General features: G+C 39.9%; 18 protein-coding genes. 6 read left to right on the top strand and 12 right to left on the bottom strand.

Features of this window, described 5'->3' with window-relative positions; all coding sequences use genetic code 11:
- Window positions 1-81: 81 nt before the first annotated feature.
- The 3 genes from astE to seqA form a co-directional block, all read right to left on the bottom strand.
- Window positions 82-1,134 (bottom strand): succinylglutamate desuccinylase, encoded by a 1,053-nt coding sequence (astE, locus tag AOR04_RS09440; RefSeq protein ID WP_096793178.1) that lies wholly within the window; start codon window positions 1,132-1,134, stop codon window positions 82-84.
- 121 nt (window positions 1,135-1,255) lie between these two features.
- Entirely contained in the window at window positions 1,256-2,893 is a 1,638-nt protein-coding gene (pgm, locus tag AOR04_RS09445; RefSeq protein ID WP_096793179.1) for a phosphoglucomutase (alpha-D-glucose-1,6-bisphosphate-dependent), read from the bottom strand.
- Between the two features lie 9 nt (window positions 2,894-2,902).
- Window positions 2,903-3,499, bottom strand: coding sequence for a replication initiation negative regulator SeqA (gene seqA, locus AOR04_RS09450; protein WP_096793180.1), 597 nt, complete (start codon window positions 3,497-3,499; stop codon window positions 2,903-2,905).
- 220 nt (window positions 3,500-3,719) lie between these two features.
- Here seqA and AOR04_RS09455 point away from each other — a divergent pair, with 220 nt between their 5' ends.
- The 5 genes from AOR04_RS09455 (at window position 3,720) to fur (ending at window position 6,257) form a co-directional block, all read left to right on the top strand.
- Window positions 3,720-4,487, top strand: a complete 768-nt coding sequence (locus tag AOR04_RS09455; protein ID WP_096793181.1) for an alpha/beta fold hydrolase — start codon at window positions 3,720-3,722, stop codon at window positions 4,485-4,487.
- 95 nt (window positions 4,488-4,582) lie between these two features.
- Window positions 4,583-4,804, top strand: coding sequence for a DUF2788 domain-containing protein (locus AOR04_RS09460; RefSeq protein WP_002962930.1), 222 nt, complete (start codon window positions 4,583-4,585; stop codon window positions 4,802-4,804).
- Between the two features lie 2 nt (window positions 4,805-4,806).
- The gene (gene ybfE / locus AOR04_RS09465) at window positions 4,807-5,085 is read left to right on the top strand and encodes a LexA regulated protein (protein ID WP_002962928.1); all 279 of its coding nucleotides are present in this window, start codon (window positions 4,807-4,809) and stop codon (window positions 5,083-5,085) included.
- A gap of 14 nt (window positions 5,086-5,099) precedes the next feature.
- The gene (gene fldA / locus AOR04_RS09470; RefSeq protein ID WP_007375757.1) at window positions 5,100-5,627 is read left to right on the top strand and encodes a flavodoxin FldA; all 528 of its coding nucleotides are present in this window, start codon (window positions 5,100-5,102) and stop codon (window positions 5,625-5,627) included.
- A gap of 186 nt (window positions 5,628-5,813) precedes the next feature.
- The gene (gene fur / locus AOR04_RS09475) at window positions 5,814-6,257 is read left to right on the top strand and encodes a ferric iron uptake transcriptional regulator (protein WP_002962922.1); all 444 of its coding nucleotides are present in this window, start codon (window positions 5,814-5,816) and stop codon (window positions 6,255-6,257) included.
- Window positions 6,258-6,366: 109 nt separating this feature from the next.
- Here fur and glnS read toward each other — a convergent pair whose 3' ends face one another.
- A complete protein-coding gene (gene glnS / locus AOR04_RS09480; protein WP_096793182.1) occupies window positions 6,367-8,025 on the bottom strand; it encodes a glutamine--tRNA ligase in 1,659 nt (552 codons plus the stop codon).
- A 217-nt stretch (window positions 8,026-8,242) separates the two neighbouring features.
- On the opposite strand from glnS, the gene AOR04_RS09485 reads away from it, so the two are divergent.
- Window positions 8,243-9,313 carry a DUF3083 family protein gene (locus tag AOR04_RS09485; protein WP_096793183.1) on the top strand — a complete coding sequence of 357 codons (1,071 nt, stop codon included), beginning with the start codon at window positions 8,243-8,245 and terminating at the stop codon, window positions 9,311-9,313.
- A 58-nt stretch (window positions 9,314-9,371) separates the two neighbouring features.
- Here the strand turns inward: AOR04_RS09485 and sucD are convergent, their stop codons facing one another.
- From sucD to sdhC, 8 genes are all read right to left on the bottom strand, one after another.
- Window positions 9,372-10,244 (bottom strand): succinate--CoA ligase subunit alpha, encoded by an 873-nt coding sequence (gene sucD / locus AOR04_RS09490; protein ID WP_096793184.1) that lies wholly within the window; start codon window positions 10,242-10,244, stop codon window positions 9,372-9,374.
- Window positions 10,244-11,410 carry an ADP-forming succinate--CoA ligase subunit beta gene (sucC, locus tag AOR04_RS09495; protein WP_007375754.1) on the bottom strand — a complete coding sequence of 389 codons (1,167 nt, stop codon included), beginning with the start codon at window positions 11,408-11,410 and terminating at the stop codon, window positions 10,244-10,246. Before sucC ends, sucD begins: the two co-directional genes overlap by 1 nt.
- 177 nt (window positions 11,411-11,587) lie before the next feature.
- Entirely contained in the window at window positions 11,588-13,105 is a 1,518-nt protein-coding gene (gene odhB, locus AOR04_RS09500; protein WP_007375753.1) for a 2-oxoglutarate dehydrogenase complex dihydrolipoyllysine-residue succinyltransferase, read from the bottom strand.
- Window positions 13,106-13,108: 3 nt separating this feature from the next.
- Window positions 13,109-15,928, bottom strand: a complete 2,820-nt coding sequence (gene sucA, locus AOR04_RS09505; RefSeq protein WP_033028374.1) for a 2-oxoglutarate dehydrogenase E1 component — start codon at window positions 15,926-15,928, stop codon at window positions 13,109-13,111.
- Between the two features lie 91 nt (window positions 15,929-16,019).
- Window positions 16,020-16,736 (bottom strand): succinate dehydrogenase iron-sulfur subunit, encoded by a 717-nt coding sequence (locus AOR04_RS09510; RefSeq protein ID WP_096793185.1) that lies wholly within the window; start codon window positions 16,734-16,736, stop codon window positions 16,020-16,022.
- Between the two features lie 10 nt (window positions 16,737-16,746).
- Complete coding sequence (gene sdhA, locus AOR04_RS09515) at window positions 16,747-18,519, bottom strand: succinate dehydrogenase flavoprotein subunit (protein ID WP_096793186.1); 1,773 nt, start codon at window positions 18,517-18,519, stop codon at window positions 16,747-16,749.
- A complete protein-coding gene (gene sdhD, locus AOR04_RS09520; protein ID WP_007375749.1) occupies window positions 18,520-18,867 on the bottom strand; it encodes a succinate dehydrogenase, hydrophobic membrane anchor protein in 348 nt (115 codons plus the stop codon).
- A complete protein-coding gene (sdhC, locus tag AOR04_RS09525) occupies window positions 18,858-19,235 on the bottom strand; it encodes a succinate dehydrogenase, cytochrome b556 subunit (RefSeq protein ID WP_076914908.1) in 378 nt (125 codons plus the stop codon). The genes sdhD and sdhC overlap by 10 nt, the downstream gene beginning before the upstream one ends.
- Between the last annotated feature and the right edge of the window lie 280 nt (window positions 19,236-19,515).

Raw genomic sequence — 19,515 nt, forward strand, 5'->3', positions numbered from 1 at the left:
TGGCAAGTTAACGATACGGCTACTTTAATTAATAGTAATCATATAGTTAACTTTAAGTTACTAGTGGTCTGATGAGTCAAATTAGATGAAATTACTATCAATATCCATTGGAATAACAGTAAGGAGTGCTCTTTGCCCTAATGCTACGCTCGCATTTGGAAAAATAATAGCCTCTCCTTCAACGTCAGCGTAAATCGCTGTATCACCGTCGGTTGCAAGTAGTTCACCTTTCGCAAAGCCAATAAAGTTCTCGGCATCGTCAGAAAAAGGAAAACTAAAATTGTCCTGTGTCCTGTTAATTGTTCTATGCACTGAAAACAACTCAAAGTCTTCTGCATTAAATTTAAGGTATTCAACGTCAGTTTGGCTAATTAATGCAGTCAGTGTTTGCTTTGTTTTTTCAAAACGTGTCATATCGTTTTGCCCAAATGGCTTAACTTGTCCAAGCTCTACTGTAAACGAGTCTGCACCATGTACAAATGACGAATAGTAGCTAAATGTTGTTGCAGGTGATTTCATCATTAATACGGTATTTACACCACAGCTTAACAAAAATTGTAGCTGTGATTTTTTCCACGGTTTTCCGTGTAAATATGGATACACGGCAAACTTTTCATTCTTTGATCCACGAATAGCAGTATGTAAATCGTAATGACATCGGCTACTGCCTTGCTCGCCACGGGCATAAAAATCGCTTACGTATTGCTCAAGCTTTGCAGCGCGGTTTCGCTCATTATTCATTGGTACACCTTCAACTGTATGGTGACCATTAAATAATCTATTTAGGTTTTCTTCTACAAAACGCAGGCCAATATTAATTGATTGTGGATTACCGTAAATAAACAAAGCGCGCTGCTTAAGTATCAGCTCGCCTTTTATAATTTGTTTAATGAGCGCATCACAAATTTCAATTGGCGCAGTTTCGTTACCGTGTACAGCGCTTGAATAAACTACATCTTTTGACGTTGTAACAGCAGGTTGAAACTCAATGACTCCGGTATCGTGGATATTTACACGAGTCCCATTATCTAAAACAAACTCACCTGCATCTAAATGCCATTCGTTGTCACGACTAAGCGTTAAAAAATCGCCAGTTTGTTTTAATTCATTTAAGTAAGATGGATTGGCTGACATATAATAAGCCCTTTAAAAATAATGTGAGAGTAGACTCTTATGTATATATTTTTATAAATACACAAGGTATATAAACGAAAACGGCTGAATAAATCAGCCGTTTTAAAATTATTAGATTAAGTTAGCTTATAACTGAATCTACAAGCTTTTTAGCTTCTTTTTCAAGTAACGCTAAATGCGCTTCACCTTTAAATGATTCAAGGTATATTTTATAAATATCTTCAGTACCCGATGGACGCGCTGCAAACCAGCCATTTTCAGTGACCACTTTTAAACCACCAATGGTGGCATCGTTACCTGGTGCATGAGTCAATTTTTGCAAAATAGGCTCGCCAGCAAGTGTATCTGCTTTAACATCAGAAGCACTCAATGCTTTTAAACGTGATTTTTGACCGCTTGTAGCAGGTGCATCTAGGCGTTTATAAATTGGAGAACCAAACTCTTGTTCTAATTCTTTATAAAGTGCTGATGGCGTTTTACCTGTTACTGCGAGTATTTCTGCAGCGAGTAGACCCATAATAAAGCCGTCTTTATCTGTACACCATACAGAGCCATCAAAACGTAAGAATGCAGCACCGGCGCTTTCTTCGCCACCAAACGCAAGCTTGCCTTTACTTAAGCCTTCAACAAACCATTTAAAGCCTACGGGTACTTCTTTAACTTTACGGCTGTTACGAGCGGCTACTTTGTCGATCATAGAGCTAGAAACCAATGTTTTACCAATTTCTACGGCTTCATTCCAATCACGGTGTTTAAGTAAGTAGTCGATTGCCACTGCTAAAAAGTGGTTTGGATTCATTAAACCATCTGGCGTTACAATACCGTGGCGATCGTAGTCAGGGTCGTTACCAATAGACACATCAAAATCATCTTTTAATGCAATAAGGTTCGCCATTGAATAAGGTGATGAACAATCCATACGAATTTTGCCGTCTTTATCAAGTGGCATAAAAGCAAACCGTGGATCAACAACATCATTAACTACGGTTAAATCTAAATTATATTTTTTAGCAATAACAGGCCAAAAATTAATACCTGAACCACCTAGTGGATCGATACCAATTTTAATACCTGCATCGCTAATTGCTTTTAAATTAACGATATTTGCTAAATCATCAATATAAGGAGTCATTAAATCTTCGTAGCGGATAAAGCCAGAACGCGATGCTTTGGCGAATGGGAATAACTCAACTTCAACTAAATCTTCTAATAAAAGTTGATTAGCTCTGTCTTCAATCCATTTAGTTACATCGGTATCAGCAGGTCCGCCATTAGGTGGGTTGTATTTAAAGCCACCATCTTCAGGAGGGTTATGCGACGGTGTAACTACAATCCCGTCTGCAAGCTCATTTGGGTGTAGCTTGTTATGACTAACGATGGCATGACTGATTACAGGTGTTGGTGTAAAGTCACCGTTTTCTTGCGTTATCACTTGCACTTCGTTAGCAACTAAAACTTCAATAGCTGAATTAAATGCAGCCTCACTCAATGCGTGCGTATCTTTACCTAAAAATAACGGACCAAAAATATCATTTTGTTTTCTGTAATCACAAATAGCTTGAGTAATCGCCAAAATGTGTGATTCGTTAAATTTAACATCGTAAGAACACCCACGGTGGCCTGATGTACCAAAAGCAACGCAATGCTCAGGGTTCTGCTCAAGATCTGGTTCATTTAAATAATAGGCAGATACTAATTTTGGAACATTAACCAGTGCCGATTGTGGAGCAGTTTTACCTGCGCCTGAGTGAATAGCCATTATATTTCCTTACAGGTAATCGCGAATTTTTTCAGCTTGCTCTGCACTGTAACCAAGGCAAAGAGCCACTTCATGAAGCATCATTTTTTTACGCGTTGTATTAGAATTCGTCATAACCCAATATTCACTATCAGTTATGTTTTTAGGATTCATGCTACTGCCGCTATTAACTAAGTCTTCTTTGCTGGTAGCAAAGTAAACACGGTCGCGGCCTTTTATATCTAATACGGCCGAAAAGTCAGTTTTATGTGTACGGTAAAATGCACTTAAAATAAACAAAAAACGTCCAACAACGCCCTTTTGCATTGCCAGCTCTTCTTTATTTAGTACATTAAAAACATTATCACTTTTTTGCTGCACAGGTGCGTGAGCTACAGGTGTTTGTTTTTTTGTAGTCTCTGCAGCCGTTGGGTCTGAGCTTTTTAATGTGGCAGTGGACGTAGTCGCAGTTTGATTGTTTTGAGTTAGTTCTACGTTTGCGGTTAGAATTTTTTCGCCGCTCAGATTTAATAAACGACGTAAAATAGTGGATGCACTTTCACCAATACTTTGCGTATTGCTTGCAATATATTGATATAATTCGTCGTCTATGTCGATTTGTTTCATGTTATTCCTGTCATTACGGGTCACATTTCTTTCTCCCGTGTGATTATACCCAAACCAATCAGAAATGCGAGTTACAACAAGCACTCCCGTAAACATATTAATATTTACTTGATTGTTGTTGATTTAACAAACAAAAGCCCAATTGAATAAATAGTCGCTGTATTTTTTGCTTTTTAGAGCAATGCTCGGCAAACTATGGCCAAATTTTCAGGAGGCTAGTATGCAGTTAAATTACAAGCAACAAGGGCAAGGTCCTAACGTTATTTTGATCCACGGGCTTTTTGGATCATTAGAAAACTTAAATGTTATTGCAAAGCCATTAAGTGAACACTTTAATGTTATAAACGTTGATTTGCGTAACCATGGTCTGTCACCTCATAGCGATGAAATGAATTACCCAGCAATGGCACAAGATATTGTTGAGTTATTAGCCCGTTTAAACATAGACAAGGCCCATTTAGTTGGCCACTCTATGGGTGGTAAAGTGGCAATGGAATTAGCGCTTACCCATCCTGAGCTGGTAAATAAATTGGTTGTACTTGATATTGCACCTGTTAGTTACCCCGCTCGCCACACAAAAATACTGCAAGCATTAAAAGCAGTTTCAGCACAATCAATCGACGATCGAAAACAAGCTGATGCAATTATGCAGCCTTTTATCGAAGAGCTTGGAGTTCGACAATTTTTACTTAAAAGCCTCGCTAAAAATGAAGAAGGTCGTTTTGCGTGGCGATTTAACTTAAATGTGCTCAATGAAAAATATTCGACAATCACATCCAATGTTAATGAAAACAATTCTTGTTTATGCAATACTCTTTTCATTAAAGGCAACGATTCTGACTATATTTTGCCCGAACATCGTACTGCAATTACAACACGCTTTAAAAACACCAAGGCTAAAATTATTCATGGAGCAGGTCATTGGCTTCATGCTCAAAAGCCCCTTGCTGTTAATAAAGCGATAAATGACTTTTTAACTGCGATTTAAAGTAATTTTAATCGCGTGTTTTTGATTCTGCGCACTAAATATATGAATATTTATATGCTATAGTACGCGCCGTTTAATTTAAAGGTTATACGTTGATGGTCAGTCAGTTAATTAACGAATTTGATACCCTAGGGTTGTATTTTGGCTTAGCCGGTATTTTCATATTCATCGGCATGGCAATTAAAGACGTACTAAAAAGTGGTAATGTACCAAAGTTCGGACAATACATTGTCTGGGGAGTGCTCTTTTTAGGTTGTTCAGGCTTTATTGCTAAAGGGCTTATTCAAGTATTTTGGCAAGGCGCAGGTGTAGGTTAAGCATGGCGAAGTCAGAAACAGATAGAACTACACTCGATTTATTTGAATACGAAAAACGCCCAGGCAGGCCTAAAACCAATCCCCTTTCACGGGATATGCAGTTAAAGGTAAATAAACGTAATCAAATAAAAAGAGATAAAGCACGTGGTTTAAAACGTGTTGAATTTAAAGTTTCATCACAGTTATATCAAGCATTAAGTGATATGGCAGATGCACAAAATATTAGCCGCAGTGCGCTGATTGAAACGATTTTACAAGAAAGATTGGCTATTGATACATAAAAGGTTTTAAATCCATGGCAAGTGTAGGCATTTTTTTCGGAAGTGACACAGGTAACACAGAACACGTAGCAAAAATGATCCAAAAAGAATTGGGTAAAAAGCTAGTGGCTGTTCATGATATTGCAAAAAGCTCTAAAGAAGAGATAGCTGAATTTGATTTAATCTTATTCGGTATTCCGACTTGGTACTACGGCGAAGCGCAATGTGACTGGGACGACTTTTTCCCTGAGCTTGAGGAAGTGGACTTCGAAGGTAAGCTTGTGGCTATTTTTGGTTGTGGAGACCAAGAAGATTACGCAGAGTACTTTTTAGATGCAATGGGCATGATCAACGATATAGTTACTGAGCGTGGCGCTATTGTTGTGGGCCATTGGCCAAGCGAAAGCTATGACTTTGAAGCGTCTAAAGGCATGGCTGATGAGAAGCACTTTGTAGGCTTGGGTATCGATGAAGACCGTCAACCAGAGCTAACTGAGCAACGTGTTAAAGCATGGTCGGCTCAAGTGTATGAAGAAATGTGTTTAAGTGAATTAGCTGACTAATTTTCTACATATATCGCGAGCTGTTTAAATAACTATCAAACAGTTAGCGATTTAAGCTTTAATAGCAATATAAATCAATTGTTCTTTGCACTTAACGCTTAGGCACGTTATCCTGTTTATTGCTAATGTGTCGTGTACATCTTTGCAAGATGTCTAGTATAACCAAATAAAATTGAGACAGATTTAATGACTGATCATAACTTGGAACTTAAAAAAGCCGGTTTAAAAGTAACTTTACCGCGTATTAAAATATTAGAGATTTTACAATCTCCAGATAACCAACACATCAGTGCTGAAGATGTTTACAAAATTCTTTTGGATCTAGGTGAAGAAATTGGTCTTGCGACTGTATACCGCGTACTTAACCAATTTGATGATGCAGGTATTGTAAGCCGTCATCACTTTGAAGGTGGAAAATCAGTATTTGAACTCTCTGGAAGTACGCACCACGATCATTTAGTATGTTTGAAATGTGGCAAAGTGGTAGAGTTTGAAGATGATATGATTGAACGTCGTCAACTTGAGATTGCTGAAGAAAATGGTATAACACTTACAAACCATTCTTTATATTTATACGGTGAGTGTAATGATAAAGCAGCGTGTAAAGAATTTAGCGACGCAAACAGCTAATAGCGCTTTTTAAAGCAATAAAAAACCTGCTAATTGCAGGTTTTTTTGTGTCTAAATTACGATAGTATATAGTGAGCCGGTATAAATACAGGCTCATTATTAAACGTAGCTACTGTGTTTTAGACCATGAATCACGAAGACCCACTGTTTGGTTAAATACAACGTTCTCTGATTTAGAATCACGAGAGAAATAACCCGTGCGCTCAAACTGAAAGCCCTGCTCTGCTTGAGAATCAGCAAGCGATGGCTCTAATTTAGCGTTTGGCAAAACAATCAATGACTCTGGGTTTAGTGTTGTTTCGAACTCATCAGCAGCTGCTGGGTTTGGTACGCTAAACAAACGGTCGTATAAACGCACTTCTGCAGTGATAGACTCTGGTGCTGAAACCCAGTGAATAACGCCTTTTACTTTACGTCCATCACTTGGGTTTTTACCAAGTGTTTCGCTGTCGTAAGTACAGAAGATAGTTGTGATTTCGCCATTTTCGTCTTTTTCAACACGCTGCGCTTTAATAACATAAGCACCACGTAAGCGTACTTCTTTATCAAGTACTAAACGTTTGAATTTGTTATTTGCTTCTTCTTTGAAGTCTTCACGTTCGATATAAATTTCACGCGTAAACGGTACATCACGACGACCCATTTCTTCTTTATTTGGGTGATTAGCCACAGATAAAATTTCAACCTTGTCTGCATCGTAGTTTTCAATAACTATTTTAACAGGATCGAGTACAGCCATTGCACGTGGTGCATTTTCGTTTAAGTCTTCACGGATACACGCTTCAAGCATGCCCATTTCGACCATATTCTCTTGTTTTGTTACACCAATACGCAAACAAAATTCACGAATTGAACCTGGTGTATAGCCACGACGACGTAAACCTGCAATTGTAGGCATACGTGGGTCGTCCCACCCTTCTACATGGTTATTAACCACTAAATCACTAAGCTTACGCTTAGACATAATTGTATATTCAAGATTTAAACGTGAGAACTCAATTTGCTGCGGGTGACATTCTAAACTGATGTTATCAAGTACCCAGTCGTATAAACGGCGGTTATCTTGAAACTCTAATGTACATAATGAATGTGTAATACCTTCAAGCGCATCAGAAATACAGTGCGTGAAGTCATACATAGGGTAAATGCACCACTTATCAGCTGTTTGATGATGGTGCGCAAAACGCACACGGTAAATAATTGGATCGCGAAGCACCATAAATGAGCTTGCCATATCAATTTTAGCACGCAGAACACATTCACCCTCTTTGAATTCACCAGCACGCATTTTTTCAAATAACGCTAGGTTTTCTTCAACTGACGTGTCTCTATATGGACTGTTTTTACCTGGCTCTTTTAATGTACCACGGTACTGTCGCGCTTCGTCTGCAGTTAAAAAACAAACGTACGCTAAGCCTTTATTTATTAGCTCAACTGCGTAACCATATAAAGTATCAAAATAGTTAGAAGAATACTTTATATCGCCATCCCAATTAAAACCTAACCACTGTACATCCTCTTTAATAGAATTTACGTAGTTAATGTCTTCTTTTTCAGGGTTTGTATCGTCAAAACGTAGGTTACATAAACCGTTGTAGTCTTTTGCGATACCAAAATTTAAGCAAATTGATTTTGCATGACCAATATGTAAAAAACCATTTGGTTCAGGTGGAAAACGTGTATGCGTTGTAGCATGTTTCCCGCTTGCTAAGTCTTCATCAATTCGGGTTCTAATAAAGTTACTTGGGCGATTCTCAATTTCCGCCATAGGAGTGTGATCCTCTAATATTACGTAATAACAAAACTAATGCATTATTACAAAAACATACACTAACATACAGCAATAGATTAAGGTTTATTTTAGATATTGATTAACTTTAATCCACAGGTTCCATTGTTTATGAATAAAATTTGTTTTAACGCAATATTTAAGTCATCAAAACCGATTATAGTAATCGAATAACCTACTTTATAAGGATCCGAAGATGGCTACACTTAATCAACACCGCGTATATATTCCAACAAACGCACGCGCTAATCACTATTTATTGGCTGAAATAACACCTAGTGAAGCGTTTTACAGTAGTTTTACCACTATAGATTGTTGCTACGAGCGCATTGCGCGTCAACTATTTGCATGTTGTGATGAATATGAGCTTCATAATGTACATTTACTTGCCAACGATAAGCTACCGGTTGTACGATTTCATGATGAGTCATACCAGTTAGAAACGGATAAGCAGATGCTGTTTTTTTATAATCCTCGCTATCACGAAGCGCATAAACTTTATTACACACCAAACACGAAAAGTAAAAAAATACGTTTACTTTTTTTAGCCACCGGTGAGGACTTACGTGCGAATTCAGCTTTGTTTCACAATAAAGTACAAAAAGTATTGACCCTTTTACAAGAGCAATTATTTCTAAATCAACCTCAATTTAAACTTCGCGATCACCAGCATCTTACTTACGATTTGTTTGCTAAAGACAAAGGCAATAGAGAAAGTTATGGTTATAAGCTAAGAAGCCTCTACCCTCGTTATCAGTCGAGGCAATGCAATATACCGGGTCACTATGCTGAAATGACTTACACGACTTTTACTATTCCAATTTCTCGTGCAATCAAAACACAGTTTCAAACAATGGTAAACGATCAGGATTTTAAAAAGTTTTATGACTACTTTGCTGATAGCTTTAAACGCGCATGTGAAATTAATAAACTAACGCATGGCGCAATGGTTGCCAATGGTGCAATACCAATTATCCGTAACAGTAAAATAGATAAAAATGAAGGCAATGTAGAATTGCAGAAATTAAGTTTTGATGTTGAATCAAATGAAAGTCAGATTAAATATTTTTATGATGAAACTAAACTAGTAGAAACCATCCATTTCGTTGTCGTTGCGACAAACCAAGATAAGCATGAGATTGGGTATGGGCGCTTCATGAACCAAGTAGAAAAAACGGTTCACGCTTTATGTGAAGAGCTTGCTATAAATAAACAACGACAAGATTTGTCTGTGCGCTTCTTTCAGCACATTAGTTATCCATTCTAAATTTAACCCAATAACAAAAAGGCCCGCATAAACGGGCCTTTTCAGAGGGAACAAGCAATTACCAGCCTGTTTTCTCTTTAAGTGCTTTACCGATTTCAGCAAGTGAACGTACAGTTTTTACGCCCGCAGCTTCTAATGCAGCAAATTTCTCATCAGCAGTACCTTTACCGCCTGCGATGATTGCGCCAGCGTGACCCATACGCTTACCTTCTGGTGCAGTAACACCAGCAATGTAAGATACTACAGGTTTAGTTACGTTAGCTTTGATGTACTCTGCAGCTTCTTCTTCTGCAGTACCACCAATTTCACCAATCATTACGATTGCTTCAGTTTGTGGATCTTTTTCGAACATTTCTAAAACGTCGATAAAGTTAGTACCTGGAATTGGATCACCACCAATACCAACACACGTAGACTGACCAAAACCAGCATCAGTAGTTTGCTTAACCGCTTCGTACGTTAAAGTACCAGAGCGAGAAACAATACCAACTTTACCTGGCTTGTGGATGTGACCAGGCATGATACCAATCTTAGTCTCACCAGGAGTGATAACACCTGGACAGTTAGGACCGATCATACGAGTACCTGTTTGATCTAGTTTAACTTTAACGTCAACCATATCAAGTGTAGGGATACCTTCAGTGATACAAACAATCAGCTCGATGCCAGCATCGATAGCTTCTAAAATTGCATCTTTACAAAAAGGAGCTGGTACATAGATAACTGAAGCAGTTGCGCCAGTTTCTTTTACAGCATCACGAACTGTGTTGAATACAGGAAGACCAAGGTGCGTTTGACCGCCTTTACCAGGGCTTACACCACCAACCATTTGTGTACCGTACTCAAGCGCTTGCTCAGAGTGGAAAGTACCTTGGCCACCAGTGAAACCTTGACAGATAACTTTTGTATCTTTATTGATTAATACAGACATTATTTGCCCTCCGCAGCAGCAACAACTTTCTCAGCAGCGTCTGTTAGTGATTCAGCAGCGATGATGTTAAGGTCAGACTTAGCTAGAACTTCACGACCTAGTTCAGCATTAGTACCTTCTAAACGTACAACTACAGGTACGTTTACGCCAACTTCTTTAACTGCGCCAATGATGCCTTCAGCAATCATGTCACAACGAACGATACCGCCAAAGATGTTAACTAAAACAGCTTTAACATTGTCGTCAGAAAGAATGATTTTGAATGCTTCAGAAACACGTTCTTTAGTCGCGCCGCCGCCAACATCTAGGAAGTTAGCCGGTTTGCCGCCGTGTAGGTTTACGATGTCCATAGTACCCATTGCTAGGCCTGCACCGTTAACCATACAACCAACATTGCCATCTAGAGCAACGTAGTTAAGCTCGAAGCTTGCTGCGTGTGCTTCACGTGCATCTTCTTGAGATGGATCGTGGAACTCACGGATTTTAGGTTGACGGTAAAGTGCATTACCATCAATACCGATTTTTCCGTCAAGACAGTGAAGGTTACCTTCGTCTGTAATTACTAACGGGTTGATTTCAAGTAGTGCGAAATCAAAATCAGTAAACATTTTACCAAGACCCATAAAGATCTTAACAAACTGCTTCATTTGTACTGGGTTAAGACCCAATTTGAAGCCTAGTTCACGTGCTTGGTAAGCTTGAGGACCTACTAACGGGTCGATTTCAGCTTTGTGGATAAGCTCTGGTGTTTCTTCTGCAACAGTTTCAATTTCAACGCCGCCTTCAGTAGACGCCATGAAAACTACTTTGCGAGATGCACGGTCAACTACTGCACCTAGGTACAATTCGTTAGCAATGTCAGTACAGCTTTCAACTAAAATTTTAGCTACTGGCTGGCCTTTCTCGTCTGTTTGGTAAGTAACTAGGTTTTTACCCAACCAGTTAGCTGCAAACGCTTTTACTTCGTCGATAGTTTTTACTAGCTTTACACCGCCAGCTTTACCACGTCCACCTGCGTGAACCTGAGTTTTAACAACCCACATATCACCGCCGATTTTTTCAGCAGCTGCTGCAGCTTCTTCAGGTGTATCGCAAGCGAAACCTTGAGAAACTGGTAAACCATATTCGGCAAAAAGTTGTTTTGCCTGATACTCATGCAAATTCATGATGCTTTATCCAATTTTTTATACTAAAAGAGCTGAATATTTTTGAAAATAAACAACTATCCCAAATTGCGCACCTAGTATAGATCCCAAGGCTTAACATGAAAACCCCAGTACGACCAAAGGCGCAAAAAAAAAGCTGTGAATGTTCATTCACAGCTTACATTTCATACAACTAGATTAAACATCTAGCAATAAGCGTGTTGGATCTTCAAGTAACTCTTTAATAGTTACTAAGAAACCAACAGATTCTTTACCATCAATGATGCGATGATCATAAGAAAGCGCTAAATACATCATAGGTAGTATCTCAACTTTACCATTTACAGCCATTGGACGGTCTTGAATTTTATGCATACCCAAGATTGAAGACTGTGGCAAGTTAATGATAGGTGTAGATAGTAATGAACCAAATACGCCACCATTAGTGATAGTGAAATTACCGCCGGTCATATCTGCAAGCGTTAGCTTACCATCACGACCTTTAAGTGCTAATTCACGAATACCCTTTTCGATTTCAGCAACAGATAGTTTGTCACAATCTTTAAGTACCGGAGTAACTAGTCCACGTGGAGTAGATACTGCAATGCTGATATCAAAATAGTTATGGTAAACAATATCGTCACCATCAATTGATGCATTAACATCAGGGAAGCGTTTAAGTGCTTCAGTTACCGCTTTCACGTAGAAAGACATGAAACCTAAACGAATACCATGGCGCTTTTCAAATACTTCTTGGTACTGCTTACGAAGGCTCATGATTGGTTCCATGTTCACTTCGTTGAATGTTGTTAACATTGCAGTTGAGTTTTTAGCTTCAAGAAGGCGTGTAGCAATCGTTTTACGTAAACGAGTCATAGGAACACGTTTTTGAGTGCGGTCGCCCATCGGTGCTGCAGGAGCTGAAGCTTCTGCTTTTTTAGCCGCTGGTGCTGGTGCTTTTAAGAATGTATCAACGTCTTCTTTAGTTACACGGCCATTTTTACCCGTGCCGTTAATTTTAGAAGCGTCTAGGCCTTTCTCAGCAATTAAACGACGAACTGATGGTGTTAACACATCAGAGCTTTCGCTTGAATCTGCTGCTGGCGCTGCGTCTGCTTTTGCAGCTGGAGCCGCTGGTGCACCGCCTGCTTTAACCGAACCAATTACTTGCTCGCCTAGTACAGTATCGCCTTCGTTGTGAATGATATCACCCATGATGCCATCTTCTTGAGCTACTACTTCAAGAACAACTTTATCTGTTTCAATATCTACCAAGTTTTGGTCGCGTGTTACTGCGTCACCTGGTTGTACATGCCATGTAGCAATTGTTGCGTCTGCAACTGATTCTGGAAGTACAGGTACTTTAATGTCCACTTCTTTACCTTCTGGTGCTGGTGCTGATTGCGCCGCTGGCGCGTCTTCTGATTTAGCGGGTGCTGATTCTTCTTTAGATGAACCTTCACTTGCTGGCGCTGCATCAGCATCACCAAGTAAACCCATAACTTGATCGCCAAGTACGGTTGCACCTTCTTCTTGTGATATTTCTGTAATTACACCGTCATGCTGTGCAACAACTTCTAAAACCACTTTATCTGTTTCAATGTCTACTAAGTTTTGATCGCGAGTTACTTTGTCGCCAACACTTACATGCCATGTAGCAACGGTAGCATCTGCAACCGACTCAGGAAGAACAGGAACTTTAATTTCTGTGCTCATTGCTTATCCTTTATTTTCTATAGTAAGCGCGTCGGCAACGAGCGCTTGTTGTTCTTTAGTATGTACTGACATGTAACCACACGCTGGTGATGCAGACGCTTTACGCCCTGCATATTTTAATTTAGCACCTTGTGGGATTGCATCAATAAAGTGATGTTGTGAACAGTACCATGCACCTTGGTTTTGTGGCTCTTCTTGACACCATACAAAATCAGTTACGTGTTGGTAACGCTCCATAATTGTTTGCATTTCGTCGTGTGGGAACGGATATAACTGCTCAACACGAACAATAGCAACATTATCTTGTTCAAGTTTGCGACGCTCTTGTAATAGCTCGTAGTAAACTTTACCACTACAAAATACAACGCGTTCTACTTTCTCAGGGTTAATATCATCAACTTCGTCGATCATATTATGGAAAACACCGTGCGAAAGCTCTTCAAGCGATGAAGTAGCAAGAGGGTGACGCAGTAACGACTTAGGCGTCATAACAATCAGTGGACGACGAAGTGGTCGAACTGATTGACGACGAAGCATAGCGTAAACTTGTGCCGGAGTAGACGGAACACATACTTGCATGTTGTGATCAGCACATAGTTGTAGAAAACGCTCTAAGCGTGCTGAACTATGCTCTGGACCTTGACCTTCATAGCCATGTGGTAACAAAATTGTCAGACCACATAAACGGCCCCATTTTTGCTCACCAGAACTTAAAAATTGGTCAAATACAACTTGTGCACCGTTGGCAAAGTCACCAAATTGCGCTTCCCAAAGTACTAATGACGTAGGCTCAGCTGTTGCATAACCATATTCAAAAGCAACGACAGCTTCTTCAGATAAAACAGAGTCGAATACTTGGAAAGTACCTTGATCTTCACTTAAGTGCTGTAGAGGTGTATAAGTAGCACCATCTGATTGACTGTGAACAACAGCATGACGATGAAAGAATGTTCCACGACCTGAATCTTGACCCGTCAAACGAATGTCAGTACCTTCAGTTGCAATTGTTGCATAAGCAAGTGTTTCTGCCATACCCCAATCAAGAGGTTTCTCACCAGAAGCCATTAACTTACGATCATCGTAAATCTTTTTAACGCGTGACTGTGCTTTATATTGCTCAGGGTAAGAAGCAATTTTCTCACCAAGTGCCTTAAGCTCTTCAACAGGTACGCTGGCATCGTAATCAACATCCCATTCATGGCCAACATACTTTGCCCAATCTGAAGAATGTGATGTCTCTGGCTGAATTTCTGAAACAACACAATTTCCTTCATCTAATGCATTACGATACTCATCAGCTAAGGCTTTTATTTCTTGTTCAGAAAAAGAACCTTCAGCAATAAGTTGATCGGCATAGATTAAACGTGGAACTGGATGCTTTTTAATTTTTTGGTACATTAAAGGCTGCGTAGCATTAGGCTCATCAGCTTCGTTGTGACCATGGCGACGATAACACACTAAATCGATTACTACGTCACGCTTAAACTGGTTTCTGAAATCAAGTGCAAGTTGAGTAACAAATGCAACTGCTTCAGGGTCATCAGAATTAACGTGGAAGATAGGTGACTGAACCATTTTAGCAATGTCAGTACAGTAATCAGTAGAGCGTACGTCGTCTTGTTTTGATGTAGTAAAACCAACTTGGTTATTTACAACAATACGAATACTACCACCACAACTAAACGCGTTAGTTTGTGATAAGTTAAACGTTTCTTGTACAACACCTTGACCTGTAACCGCAGAATCACCATGAATTGTGATTGGTAGCGCTTTAATACCAGAGCTGTCACCTAAGCGATCTAAACGAGCACGAACTGAGCCCATAACTACTGGATTTACAATTTCAAGATGAGACGGGTTAAACGCAAGCGCCATATGAACATTGCCACCTTTAGTAGCAAAGTCAGATGAATAACCCATGTGGTATTTAACATCACCAGAACTTAATGTTTCTTTGTGTTTACCAGCAAACTCATCAAACAACTCTGATGGATTTTTACCTAGTACGTTCACAAGCACATTTAAACGACCACGGTGAGCCATACCAATGACAGCTTCTTGTTGGCCGCTTTCACCAGCGCGGTGAATAAGCTCTTTTAACATTGGAACTAATGCATCGCCACCTTCAAGTGAGAAACGCTTAGCACCTGGGAACTTAGCCCCTAAATATTTTTCAAGACCATCAGCTGCCGTTAATCCTTTTAGGATACGCAGCTTTTCTTCTTTTTCGAATTTAGGCCTAGACTGAACAGATTCTAAACGCTGTTGTAACCAACGTTTTTCTTCTGTCGATGTGATGTGCATATACTCGGCGCCAATCGAACCACAATATGTAGTTTTTAGTGCTTGGTATAGTTCACCTAAAGGCATAGTATCGCGGCCAACGGCAAACGATCCTACATTAAATTCGCGGTCAAAATCAGCTGCTGATAAGTCGTGGTAATCTAGCTCTAAATCTCGTACACGTTCTCGTTCCCAAATACCTAATGGATCTAGGTTTGCATTTTGGTGTCCACGAAAACGGAAAGCATTAATAAGTTGTAGAACTTTAACCTGTTTAAGGTCACCGCCACTACCCTCTGCTACCACTACTTCTCTATGCTTGTTTTTGGCAAGCTGTGCAAACTGCGCTCGAACTTCTGAATGTTTTACTTCAACATCCACACCATCAACTTTAGGTAATTGTTCGAACACTTCTCGCCATTCTTCTGGCACAGAAGTCGCATCGTCTAAATACGCTTCATAAAGCTCTTCTACATAAGCAACGTTACCGCCGTTTAAATGTGAAGATTCTAGCCATGCCTTCATCACACCTTCGTGCATTTATAAGCCCTTTTCTTTAGCGCAGAAATTAATAGTTATCATAACAAGATGGCTAATAATCTGTATTAGCCATCTTACGTTTACTAAGTAATCAAACCGCTCGGTTTAATAACATAGATTTGATTTGCCCAATTGCTTTGGTCGGGTTAAGACCCTTAGGACAAACGCTAACACAGTTCATGATACTGTGGCAACGGAACACACTGAACGCATCGTCTAAATCCGCTAAACGTTCTTCAGTTGCTGTATCTCGGCTATCAGCCAAGAAACGGTAAGCGTGAAGAAGCCCTGCTGGACCAATGAACTTGTCTGGATTCCACCAGAACGAAGGACACGATGTCGAACAACATGCACACAAAATACACTCATAAAGCCCATCTAATTTATCACGCTCTTCGATGGTTTGAAGACGTTCGCCTGCAGCAGGCTGATCATTAATTAAATAAGGTTTTACTTTTTCGTATTGAGTGTAGAACTGACTCATGTCAATAACAAGGTCACGAACCACAGGTAAACCAGGTAATGGACGTACTACGATTTTACCTTTGCCATTTTTTTGTAGCGTAGATAAAGGAGTAATACATGCTAAACCATTTTTACCATTCATGTTAACACCATCAGATCCACACACACCTTCACGGCATGAACGACGGAAAGATAATGTAGGATCTTGTTCTTTTAAAAGAATAAGTGCATCCAACACCATCATGTCGTGACCTTCCTCTGTTTGCAAGGTGTATTCTTGCATACGAGGAGCGTTGTCAATATCTGGATTATAACGATAAACTGAAAATTGTACTTGTGCCATCGTCTATCTCCTAGTAAACACGTGCTTTAGGTGGGAAAGCTTCACGCGTTTTAGGCGCATAGTTTACATCACGCTTGCTCATTTCATCCGTTACAGGATTAAATACTGAGTGACATAACCAGTTTTCGTCATCACGATCTGGGTAGTCAAAGCGAGAATGTGCGCCACGGCTTTCTGTACGGAAGTTTGCAGCTACTGCAGTTGAGTAAGCTGTTTCCATTAAGTTATCTAGTTCAAGACATTCGATACGCTGCGTATTGAAGTCTGATGATTTATCATCAAGACGAGCATGTTGCAGGCGTTCACGAATTTCTTTAAGTTCTTGAAGACCTGCAGCCATTGAATCACCTTCACGGAATACCGAGAAGTTAAGCTGCATACATTGCTGTAGGTCTTTTTTGATTTGAACTGGATCTTCACCTTGACCAGCCGTTGAGTTTTCCCAACGATTATAACGTGCAAGAGACGCTTCTAAGTCTGATTCTGAAGCTGACTTTGATACTTCAACATCTTTAAGGTACTTACCTAAGAAGTTACCAGCAGCACGACCAAATACAACTAAATCAAGTAACGAGTTACCGCCTAAGCGGTTTGCACCGTGTACAGATACACAGGCAATCTCGCCTACTGCAAATAAACCTTCAACTACTGTTTCGTTGCCTTGAGCATCGATTTGTAGCGCTTGGCCATTTACGTTAGTAGGAACACCACCCATCATATAATGACACGTTGGGATTACTGGAATTGGCTCTTTAGCAGGATCAACGTGAGCAAATGTTTTAGCAAGATCACATACGCCTGGAAGTCGTAAATTAAGTGTTTCTTCACCTAAGTGGTCAAGTTTTAACTTAAGGTGAGGACCCCAAGGACCATCACAACCACGACCTTCACGGATTTCAGTCATCATTGAACGCGCAACAACGTCACGAGACGCTAAGTCTTTCGCGTTTGGTGCATAACGCTCCATGAAGCGCTCGCCATCTTTATTTAAAAGATAACCGCCTTCACCACGACAACCTTCCGTAACTAGCGTGCCAGCACCAGCTATACCCGTTGGGTGGAACTGCCACATTTCCATGTCTTGCATAGAAATACCAGCACGTGTTGCCATACCAACACCGTCACCAGTGTTAATGTGAGCATTCGTTGTTGATGCAAATATACGACCTGCACCACCAGTGGCAAGCACTACAGCTTTAGATTTGAAATAAGTAATTTCACCTGTCTCAATCTCAATTGCAGTACACCCTACTACATCACCATTATCGTTTTTAACTAAATCAAGTGCATACCATTCAGAGAATACATTTGTTTTGTTTTTTACGTTTTGTTGATAAAGAAGGTGTAATAGCGCGTGACCAGTTCGGTCAGCTGCAGCGGCTGTACGCGCGGCTTGTTCACCACCAAAGTTTTTCGATTGACCACCGAAAGGACGTTGGTAAACACGGCCATTTTCAAAACGAGAAAATGGTAGACCCATGTTTTCTAATTCAGTAATCGCTTCTGGGCCTGTTTGACACATGTATTCGATTGCGTCTTGGTCACCGATAAAATCGGAACCTTTAACGGTATCGTACATATGCCATTCCCAGTTGTCTTCGTGTGAATTACCAAGCGCTACTGTAATACCACCTTGTGCAGATACAGTGTGTGAGCGTGTTGGAAATACTTTAGAAATTAATGCACACGTTTTGCCAGATTCAGTAATTGCTAGAGCGGCACGCATACCTGCACCACCTGCACCAATTACTACGGCGTCAAATTCACGAACAGAATATTTCACTTAAACACCCCATAATACAATTAGACCAATAGCTACGTACGCAACGGCCATTAGGTTTAATATAAAACCTAAAACAGCACGTAACTTCGCACACTTAACATAGTCTGTAAGAACTTGCCAAAGGCCAATGCGGGTATGAACCATAACGCACACAAGGGTAATTAATGTAAACCCTTTCATTGCTAGGTTAGAGAAGAGGCCTGTCCAGGCTTCGAAAGTGACTTCTGGCGTCGCTAAAAAATAGCCGATAATAAAAATCGCATACGCGCTGATTATTAATGCCGTGGTACGTAAAGATACGAAATCTTGTACACCATCACGTTTAAGAGTTGCTTGATTTAAAACCATATCCACACCCCTGCCAATACGGCAAACACAACACCAAGAGCCATTGAAACTTTAGCGCTGAGGTTACCTGATTCAAGTTCTTCCCAATGTCCCATATCCATAATCATATGACGGATACCACCAATAAGGTGATAACCTAATACAGAAACAGTGCCCCAAGCTATAAATTTGGCAATGAATCCGTTAAACAGACCCTTGACGAATTCAAAACTTTCAGCTGAAGAGAGAGACTCAGACCAAGCCCAAATGACAAACGTTAAAGCAAAAAACAATGCAACACCGGTGACGCGGTGGAATATTGACGCTTTAGCCGTTGCCGGCATAGATATAGTTGTTAGATCTAGATTTACAGGTCTTTGCTTTTTCACAGTTACTTGCCCATCTTGCTCGCAGTGGAGCTCATCTACTTGCTTTTCTAAAAACCCACCAAATATTACTGGTGGAACTATCAAAGTAAACGTATTAAAACAGTTAAAGTTCACATTTAAGCAAAAGTTAAGCTGTAAAAAAATGTTTACCCAAATACAATGCGGTTTAAAACCACTGTTAGTATATATACCCACAGGGCTTTTTACAATTCTTGTTTATTTATAGATGTTTGCGAATTAGCCAATGGTATTATATTTAAATAATACAGAATATTTATTA

This window comes from Pseudoalteromonas sp. 1_2015MBL_MicDiv (assembly GCF_002407505.1).
Lineage (GTDB): Bacteria > Pseudomonadota > Gammaproteobacteria > Enterobacterales > Alteromonadaceae > Pseudoalteromonas > Pseudoalteromonas fuliginea.

Bases quoted from the DNA above. Each gene is read 5' to 3' on its own strand.
- astE (WP_096793178.1), bottom strand. From the start codon at position 1,134: ATGTCAGCCAATCCATCTTACTTAAATGAATTAAAACAAACTGGCGAT.
- pgm (WP_096793179.1), bottom strand. From the start codon at position 2,893: ATGGCTATTCACTCAGGCGCAGGTAAAACTGCTCCACAATCGGCACTG.
- seqA (WP_096793180.1), bottom strand. From the start codon at position 3,499: ATGAAACAAATCGACATAGACGACGAATTATATCAATATATTGCAAGC.
- AOR04_RS09455 (WP_096793181.1), top strand. From the start codon at position 3,720: ATGCAGTTAAATTACAAGCAACAAGGGCAAGGTCCTAACGTTATTTTG.
- AOR04_RS09460 (WP_002962930.1), top strand. From the start codon at position 4,583: ATGGTCAGTCAGTTAATTAACGAATTTGATACCCTAGGGTTGTATTTT.
- ybfE (WP_002962928.1), top strand. From the start codon at position 4,807: ATGGCGAAGTCAGAAACAGATAGAACTACACTCGATTTATTTGAATAC.
- fldA (WP_007375757.1), top strand. From the start codon at position 5,100: ATGGCAAGTGTAGGCATTTTTTTCGGAAGTGACACAGGTAACACAGAA.
- fur (WP_002962922.1), top strand. From the start codon at position 5,814: ATGACTGATCATAACTTGGAACTTAAAAAAGCCGGTTTAAAAGTAACT.
- glnS (WP_096793182.1), bottom strand. From the start codon at position 8,025: ATGGCGGAAATTGAGAATCGCCCAAGTAACTTTATTAGAACCCGAATT.
- AOR04_RS09485 (WP_096793183.1), top strand. From the start codon at position 8,243: ATGGCTACACTTAATCAACACCGCGTATATATTCCAACAAACGCACGC.
- sucD (WP_096793184.1), bottom strand. From the start codon at position 10,244: ATGTCTGTATTAATCAATAAAGATACAAAAGTTATCTGTCAAGGTTTC.
- sucC (WP_007375754.1), bottom strand. From the start codon at position 11,410: ATGAATTTGCATGAGTATCAGGCAAAACAACTTTTTGCCGAATATGGT.
- odhB (WP_007375753.1), bottom strand. From the start codon at position 13,105: ATGAGCACAGAAATTAAAGTTCCTGTTCTTCCTGAGTCGGTTGCAGAT.
- sucA (WP_033028374.1), bottom strand. From the start codon at position 15,928: ATGCACGAAGGTGTGATGAAGGCATGGCTAGAATCTTCACATTTAAAC.
- AOR04_RS09510 (WP_096793185.1), bottom strand. From the start codon at position 16,736: ATGGCACAAGTACAATTTTCAGTTTATCGTTATAATCCAGATATTGAC.
- sdhD (WP_007375749.1), bottom strand. From the start codon at position 18,867: ATGGTTTTAAATCAAGCAACTCTTAAACGTGATGGTGTACAAGATTTC.